The sequence below is a fragment of the Streptomyces sp. NPDC060209 genome, from assembly GCF_042728155.1.
Lineage (GTDB): Bacteria > Actinomycetota > Actinomycetes > Streptomycetales > Streptomycetaceae > Streptomyces.
The window spans coordinates 1-8,048 of record NZ_JBHWZS010000364.1 but is presented as its reverse complement, the minus strand read 5'-3'; the positions used below and the strand labels follow the sequence as shown (position 1 = coordinate 8,048).

General features: G+C 67.5%; 7 protein-coding genes. 4 read left to right on the top strand and 3 right to left on the bottom strand.

Annotated elements, in window-relative coordinates; genetic code table 11:
* Positions 1–22 precede the first annotated feature (22 nt).
* The 3 genes from mctP to ACFWFI_RS38260 form a co-directional block, all read right to left on the bottom strand.
* Positions 23–1,675, bottom strand: a complete 1,653-nt coding sequence (gene mctP / locus ACFWFI_RS38270) for a monocarboxylate uptake permease MctP (protein ID WP_387399710.1) — start codon at positions 1,673–1,675, stop codon at positions 23–25.
* On the bottom strand, positions 1,672–1,935 hold the full coding sequence (locus ACFWFI_RS38265) for a DUF3311 domain-containing protein (RefSeq protein ID WP_387399708.1): 264 nt from the start codon (positions 1,933–1,935) through the stop codon (positions 1,672–1,674). Before ACFWFI_RS38265 ends, mctP begins: the two co-directional genes overlap by 4 nt.
* Positions 1,936–2,114: 179 nt before the next feature.
* Positions 2,115–2,879 (bottom strand): GntR family transcriptional regulator, encoded by a 765-nt coding sequence (locus tag ACFWFI_RS38260; RefSeq protein ID WP_387399712.1) that lies wholly within the window; start codon positions 2,877–2,879, stop codon positions 2,115–2,117.
* A gap of 286 nt (positions 2,880–3,165) precedes the next feature.
* On the opposite strand from ACFWFI_RS38260, the gene ACFWFI_RS38255 reads away from it, so the two are divergent.
* From ACFWFI_RS38255 to ACFWFI_RS38240, 4 genes are all read left to right on the top strand, one after another.
* The gene (locus ACFWFI_RS38255) at positions 3,166–4,464 is read left to right on the top strand and encodes a sugar ABC transporter substrate-binding protein (RefSeq protein ID WP_387399706.1); all 1,299 of its coding nucleotides are present in this window, start codon (positions 3,166–3,168) and stop codon (positions 4,462–4,464) included.
* Between the two features lie 125 nt (positions 4,465–4,589).
* Entirely contained in the window at positions 4,590–5,606 is a 1,017-nt protein-coding gene (locus ACFWFI_RS38250; protein WP_387399704.1) for a carbohydrate ABC transporter permease, read from the top strand.
* The gene (locus ACFWFI_RS38245) at positions 5,603–6,475 is read left to right on the top strand and encodes a carbohydrate ABC transporter permease (protein ID WP_387399702.1); all 873 of its coding nucleotides are present in this window, start codon (positions 5,603–5,605) and stop codon (positions 6,473–6,475) included. The genes ACFWFI_RS38250 and ACFWFI_RS38245 overlap by 4 nt, the downstream gene beginning before the upstream one ends.
* A 9-nt stretch (positions 6,476–6,484) precedes the next feature.
* Entirely contained in the window at positions 6,485–8,008 is a 1,524-nt protein-coding gene (locus ACFWFI_RS38240; protein ID WP_387399700.1) for a glycoside hydrolase family 3 protein, read from the top strand.
* The last annotated feature ends 40 nt before the right edge of the window (positions 8,009–8,048 follow it).

The window sequence follows — 8,048 nt, the reverse complement described above, 5'->3', positions numbered from 1 at the left end:
CTGCCGGGACGGACATCGTGCGCTACAGCCGTTCCAGGGGGGCGTGATCGCCCGGCGCACCCTTCGTGGGTGCGGGGAGTTCGGCCTTGACGCCGGGGTCGCCGACGTCCGCGGTGTAGTCGGACGGGGAGGTCTCGTCGATACCCGCCGGGGCCTTCAGCGCGTTGAGGACGAAGGTCAGCACGACCACGACGACGATGTTCAGCACGATCGCGGTGAGACCGATGTAGCCGATCTCGCCGATGCCCGGGATCTCCTTCGAGGACCCGCCGAAGTGCTTCTGGGTCGGGCTGGCGACGCCGTAGGCGGCCACCGTGCCGTAGATCATGCCGACCGCCCAGCCCGCGATCAGCGCCCAGCGGTGGAACCAGCGGGTGAACAGGCCGCCCACCAGGGCCGGCATCGTCTGGAGGATCCAGATGCCGCCCAGCAGCTGGAAGTTGATCGCGACCGTCTTGTCCATGGTGAGGACGAAGGCGAGCGCGCCGACCTTGACCAGCAGCGAGACCAGCTTGGAGACCTTGGTCTCCTGAGCCGGGGTGGCATCGGGCTTGATGAAGTCCTTGTAGATGTTGCGGGTGAAGAGGTTCGCCGCGGCGATCGACATGATCGCGGCCGGCACGAGGGCGCCGATCCCGATCGCGGCGAAGGCCACGCCCGCGAACCAGTCGGGGAACATGTTCTCGAACAGCTGGGGGATCGCGAGCTGCCCGTTGTCCACCTTGATCCCGGCGGCGATCGCCATGAATCCGAGCAGGGCCAGCAGGCCCAGCATCAGCGAGTACAACGGCAGGATCGTGGTGTTGCGCCGGATCACCTCACGGCTGCGGCTGGAGAGCGTCGCCGTGATCGAGTGCGGATACATGAAGAGGGCCAGTGCCGAACCCAGAGCCAGCGTGGCGTAGCCCCACTGGCCCATGTCGCCCGGGACGAGGCCCGCGACGGGCTTCCCCGCAGCCTCGTTCTTCGCCGAGAACGCCTCGCCCGCCTTGGCGAAGATGTCGTCGAACCCACCGAGCTTTATCGGGATGTAGATGATCGCCACGGCGATGACCAGGTAGATCAGGCCGTCCTTGACGAACGCGATGAGCGCGGGCGCGCGCAGCCCCGAGGAGTAGGTGTACGCGGCGAGGACGGCGAAGGCGATCAGCAGCGGCAGGTCCTTGATGAACCAGTGCGTGTTCTCGCCGCCGCCGACGCCCATGACGTCCAGCACGGCCTGGATGCCGACCAGCTGGAGCGCGATGTACGGCATCGTGGCGAGGATGCCGGTGAGGGCCACCGCCAGCGAGAGGCCCTTGGAGCCGAAGCGGCCGCGGACGAAGTCCGAGGTGGTGACGTAGCCGTGCTTGTGCGAGACCGACCACAGGCGCGGCAGGAAGGTGAAGATCAGCGGGTAGACGAGGATCGTGTACGGGACGGCGAAGAAGCCGGCCGCGCCCGCCGCGTAGATCGCCGCGGGCACCGCGACGAAGGTGTACGCCGTGTAGAGGTCGCCGCCGAGCAGGAACCAGGTGACCCAGGTGCCGAACGACCGTCCGCCCAGGCCCCATTCGTCGAGACTGGCCTCGTTCTCGGCCTTGCGCCAGCGCGCGGCCATGAATCCGATGACCGTGACGGCGACGAAGAAGAAGATGAATACGGCGAGTGCGACGCCGTTCACGCCGTCCTTCATGCGGACGCACCTCCCTTGCGGGCGCGCTGGTCACGCTGCCACAACATGTACGCGATCATGGTGAGAGCGGTCGAGATGAGCACCCAGAGCATCTGGTACCAGTAGAAGAATGGGATGCCGATGAAGGTCGGTTCGACCTTCGCGTACGAACTGACCCAGAGCATCGCCACGAACGGGGCGATCAGACAGAGCGCGATCACCACCCTTGTGGGTGTCACTGTCGGTGCTGTCGGTGGGTTCGCACCGGTTTCTTCTGACATGTGGCGACTCCGTCCCCTCGCTGATCACCTGGTGTAATGCGCAGGAAATCTAGGCGAGAGTTCCGGCCACCGTCACCCCCCGTCCGCATTGCGGTCCTGCAACGGTCCGGTGTCGCCCGAAATGACTGATCCCCCCGCGCGTGCAGGGGGATCAACCGCCGAAGGGGCCCGGAAGTTTCTCAGTCGGTGGGACGCTTCAGGCGGGCCACGAACTTGTAGCGGTCGCCCCGGTACACCGAGCGCACCCACTCCACCGGTTCGCCGTCCCCGTCGATCGAGTGCCGGGACAGCATGAGCATCGGAAGGCCGACGTCCGTGCCGAGCAGTCCCGCCTCGCGCGGAGTGGCGAGGGAGGTCTCGATGGTCTCCTCGGCCTCGGCGAGCCGCACGTCGTACACCTCGGCCAGGGCGGTGTAGAGCGAGGTGTACTTCACCAGTGAACGGCGCAGTGCGGGAAAGCGCTTGGCCGAGAGGTGTGTGGTCTCGATGGCCATCGGTTCACCGCTGGCGAGCCGGAGCCGCTCGATCCGCAGCACCCGCCCGCCCGTCGTGATGTCCAGCAGCCCGGCGAGCGTGTCGTCCGCCGTGACGTAGCCGATGTCCAGCAGCTGGGACGTGGGTTCCAGGCCCTGGGCGCGCATGTCCTCGGTGTACGAGGTGAGTTGCAGGGCCTGGGAGACCTTCGGCTTGGCGACGAAGGTGCCCTTGCCCTGGATGCGCTCCAGCCGGCCCTCGACCACCAGCTCCTGGAGGGCCTGACGCACCGTGGTGCGCGAGGTGTCGAACTCCGCGGCCAGGGTCCGCTCGGGCGGCACCGGGGTGCCGGGCGGCATGGTGTCCGTCATTTCGAGGAGATGGCGCTTGAGCCGGTAGTACTTCGGGACGCGTGCCGTACGCGCACCCGCACCGGTCTCGCTCGTACTGCTGCCCCCGTCGGCACCCATGGCCCGCCTTCCCGACTGCTGCGTTGCTGCCGTCACCGGCTCCTCCGTCTGTCGCGGCTCACATGGTGGCACGGTCCGGTCACGGGTCGTCGCCCTCCCTCAGGTGTCGGTCCGATAACGGACGCGAGTGCACTTCTTATACACCCTTGACACCCCTAAAGGTCTAGGCCAAGCTCCCGGTACTGGTCTAAACCATTAAAGACCAGGTCCCAGCCCCACAGGTAGCGCCAGGCGTACGTCTTCGCGGTGGGCGGGGGGTTGCTGGTATCCCTGAGGAGGGTGTGGCATGAAGCGCAAGCTCATTGCGGCAGTAGGCGTCGCAGCGATGATGACCGGAATCGCGGCGTGTGGTGGGGACAGTAATGACAACGCCTCGAAGGACCCGAAGGACCGCACCGAGAGCCTGACGGTCTGGCTCATGGTCGACGCGCAGAGCACCTGGCCGGAACTGGTCAAGGACGTCAACGCGCAGTTCAACAAGAAGTACCCGAAGGTCAAGGTCAACGTCCAGTACCAGCAGTGGGCGGACAAGGCCAAGAAGCTCGACACGGCCCTCGGTGGCGACAAGTTCCCGGACGTCGTCGAGCTCGGCAACACCGAGACGATGCAGTACATCCTCAACGGCGCCCTGGCCGAGATCGACCCCAAGAAGTACGACAACTCGGACACCTGGATCAAGGGTCTGAAGGACACCTGCACCTTCGAGGGCAAGCAGTTCTGCGTGCCCTACTACGCGGGCGCCCGTGTCGCGATCTACAACAAGGACATGCTCAAGAAGGGCACCGGCAGCGACGCCCTCCCGCAGACCGAGGACGAGCTGCTCGCCGCCCTCGACAAGGTCTCGGCGGAGTACAGCAAGAAGGACAAGCGCTTCTCGTCCCTCTACCTGCCGGGCCGTTACTGGTACGCGGCCATGTCCTACGTCGCGGGCTACGGCGGCTCCATCGCCGAGTACGACGAGGGCGCGAAGGAGTGGAAGGGCAACCTCTCCTCCCCCGAGTCCCAGAAGGGCATCGAGCACTTCGTCAACCTGGTCAAGAAGTACAACAAGGCCGACCAGACCAAGGACGAGCAGGACCACGCCAACGTCATGGCCAACGAGAAGGCGGCCCTGATCTACGGCAACGGCTGGGAGGCCGGCTCCGTCGTCGACGGCGCCAACAACGGCAACCCGAAGCTCGAGGGCAAGATCGGCACGGCCGGTATGCCCGGCCCGGACGGCAAGGCCCTCCCGTCCTTCATCGGCGGTTCGGACCTCGCGGTGACCGCCAAGTCCAAGGTCACCGACCTGGGCGAGGAGTGGGTCTCGCTCTTCACCAGTGAGAAGTCGCAGGAGGTGCTCACCTCCAAGAACATCCTCCCGAACAACGAGAAGCAGCTCGAGCCGCTGAAGTCCAAGCCGGAGACGGCCGCCGTCGCCAACGCGGTGCCGGACGCCTGGTTCACGCCGATCGCGCCGGGCTGGACCTCCATCGAGAAGGAGGAGGTCCTGGAGAACATGCTCCTGGAGATCCTCAAGGGTGCCTCGGTGGCCGACGCCGCCAAGAAGGCCGACGACAAGATCAACGAGCTCATCAACAAGTAGTCCCCGGGCCTTCGGCTCTCCAGGCGGGGGTCCGGCGAACACCGGGCCCCCGCCTCCCTTTTCTGAGGTAGAACGCCGTGATTCCCGGGTGCAGATCCCCGGAATCCCGATGGAAGGTCAGTCACGTGACTGCTGCCGACACCAAGGCCGCCGGTCCACCGGTCCCCGTACCGCGTGTCCCGGAGAAGACCGGGAATCCGCCCTCCGGGCAGGAAGCCGCCGGGCCACGCCCGAAGAAGCGGCGGAAGAAGGGGGAACTCCTCCCCTACCTCCTGATCCTGCCGGCGATCCTGGCGATCGCCGCCGTCTACGTCTACCCGCTGATCAAGACCGTGATCATGTCCTTCCAGGACCTGGGACGGGCGGCCCTCTGGGGCAACGGCGAGACCCCGTGGGTCGGCTTCGAGCAGTTCACCAACATCCTCGGCGACCCGGAGTTCTGGTCGGTCGTCGGCAGGACCGTCGTCTTCATGACCATATGCGTCGTGCTGACCATGGGCATCGGCCTGCTGATCGCGTTGATGATGCTGAGGGTCTCCACCTGGGTGCGGATCGTCCTCACGGTGGCCCTGATCGCCGCCTGGTCCATGCCGCTCATGGTCGCCGCCTCGGTCTTCCGCTGGCTCTCCGACTCCGACTACGGCCTGATCAACACCCTGCTCGCCGACCTCACGGGCAACGAGGACCGGTGGCTCGGCCACAACTGGTTCCTCGACCCGTGGCAGGGCTTCGGCATCATCACGCTCCTGGTCGTCTGGGGCGCCATCCCGTTCGTCGTGATCACGATGTACGCGGCCCTCACCCAGGTCCCCAAGGAGCTGGAGGAGGCGGCGGCGCTCGACGGAGCCACCGCCTTCGGCGTCTACCGCTACGTGACCTGGCCCGTCATCAAGCCGGTCTTCACGATGGTCGCCACGCTCTCGGTCATCTGGGACTTCAACGTGTTCGGCCAGATCTGGCTGCTGCGCGGCAACAAGCCCGAACCCGAGTACGAGACCCTCGGTCTCTACTCCTTCTCCAAGGCGTTCGAGTCCACCTCCTTCAGCCAGGGCAGCGCGATCGCACTGATCACCGTCCTGATGCTCTCCGGCGTCGCCGTGTACTACCTGCGCCAGCTGATCAAGACGGGAGAGGTCGAATGAGCGCCTCCACGCCCACGAAAGCGCCGGCCCAGGTCCTGCGGCCCGACCGCAAGCGCAACCGCCTCGGCTACAACATCCTGGCGCTGGTCACGGCCGCGCTCATGGCCTTCCCGGTCTACTGGCTGATCGTCAGTTCGCTGCGTCCCAACCATGAGATCCGCTCCTACGACCAGACCCTGTGGCCGTCCTCCCTCACCTTCGACAACTTCGCGCGTGCGGTGAAGCAGGACAACTTCGCCACGGCGATCCAGTCGAGCCTCATCGTCTCGGTCACGGCCGTCGTCGGCGGGATGATCATCGCGACCCTCGCCGCGCTCGCCATCGGGCGCTTCCGCTTCTTCGGGCGGAAGGCGCTGATGATGATCATGATTCTGGTCCAGATGCTGCCGCCGACCGCGATGCTGATCCCGATCTACCTCCAGCTCAACGCGCTGGGAGGCATCGATGAGTACTGGGGGCTCATCGTCGTCTACCTGGTGTCCACGCTGCCGTTCGCGACCATCATGATCCGCGGGTTCGTGATCAACATCCCCGTGGAGCTCGAGGAGTCCGCGATGGTGGACGGCTGTACCCGCATGGGGGCCTTCCGCCGGGTCATCTTCCCGCTGCTGGCGCCGGGGCTCGCGGCCGCGTCCATCTTCGCGCTGGTCAACGCCTGGAACGAGTACCTCTTCGCGTACATCCTGATCAACGACAACTCCAAGTACACGCTCAACGTGTGGCTGATGACGTTCACGACGGAACGCGGTACGGACTACGGCGCGTTGATGGCGGCCTCCACGCTCATCTCCATCCCGGTCGTCATCTTCTTCATGATCATTCAGGGGAAGATGGCAACGGGGCTCACCTCCGGCGCCGTGAAGGGATAACGCAGCCCCATGACCACACTCGTTTCCACCACGGACACCGTCACCCGCGACGCGCTCGCCGTCCTGCAGCCCGGCTTCACCGGCACGACCGCCCCGGACTGGCTCCTGCGCAGGGTCGGTGAAGGCCTGGCCTCCGTCGGACTGTTCGGCCGCAACATCCACTCGCCCGAGCAGCTCGCCGCGCTCACGGCCCGGCTGCGGGCCGAGCGGGACGACGTACTCGTCGCGATCGACGAGGAGGGCGGCGACGTCACCCGGCTGGAGGTCCGCAGCGGCTCGTCCTTCCCGGGCAATCTCGCCCTCGGCTCCGTCGACGACGTGGACCTGACCAGGGCCGTCGCCCGGGAGCTCGGCCGCCGGCTGGCCGAGTGCGGGGTCAACCTCAACTGGGCACCGTCCGCCGACATCAACTCCAATCCGGGCAACCCGGTCATCGGTGTGCGCTCCTTCGGCGCCGACACCGGGCTCGTCGCCAGACACACCGCCGCCTACGTCGAGGGCCTCCAGGCCGCCGGTGTGGCCGCCTGCACCAAGCACTTCCCGGGGCACGGCGACACGGCGGTCGACTCGCACCACTCGCTGCCCCGCATCGATGTGGACCCGGACACCCTGCACGCCCGTGAGCTGGTGCCTTTCCGGGCCGCCGTCGCAGCGGGTTCCAAAGCGGTGATGAGCGCCCATATCCTGCTTCCCGCACTGGACCCGAACCGGCCCGCGACCCTGAGCCCGCAGATCCTCACCGGTCTGCTGCGCAAGGAGATGGGCTACGAAGGGCTGATCGTCACCGACGGCATGGAGATGGACGCCATCGCCGGCACGTACGGCATCGAGCGAGGATCCGTCCTCGCCATCGCCGCGGGAGCCGACGCCATCTGTGTCGGCGGCGGGCTGGCCGACGAGGACACGGTGCTGCGGCTGCGCGACGCCCTGGTGGCAGCGGTGCGGAGCGGTGAGCTGCCCGAGGAGCGGCTGGCCGACGCGGCCGCGCGTGTACGGGCCCTCGCGTCCTGGACGCAGGGGGTCAGGGGGGCTGCCTCGGAGCCGGGCGCGGACATGCAGGAGGGGACCGCGCCCGGCGCCGGAGCCGGCATCGGTCTGGTCGCCGCCCGCCGGGCCGTGACGGTCACGGGCACCGCCGAGCCGCTGAGCGAGCCGGCGTACGTCGCGGCGCTCACCCCGGTCGCCAACATCGCGGTCGGTGACGAGACCCCGTGGGGCGTCGCGGCCGAGCTGGCCCGGATACTGCCCGGCACGGAGACGGGCACCTACAGCAGCGGAAGCACGTCGCCGGCCGCCGAGGTGCTGAGGGCCGCGGGGGAGCGGCGCATCGTCGCCGTCGTCCGGGACGCCCACCGGCACGGGTGGATGAGCGAGGCGCTGGACGAGGTGCTGGCGGCGCGTCCCGACACGGTCGTGGTCGAGATGGGCCTGCCCGAGGCGCCGCCCCGTGGCGTGCTGCACATCGCCACGCACGGCGCGGCACGGGTGTGCGGGGTCGCGGCCGCGGAGGCGATCACGGGCACGCGTTCCTGAGCCCCGAGCACGACGCGGGAGGGCCGGGCACCTTCACAGG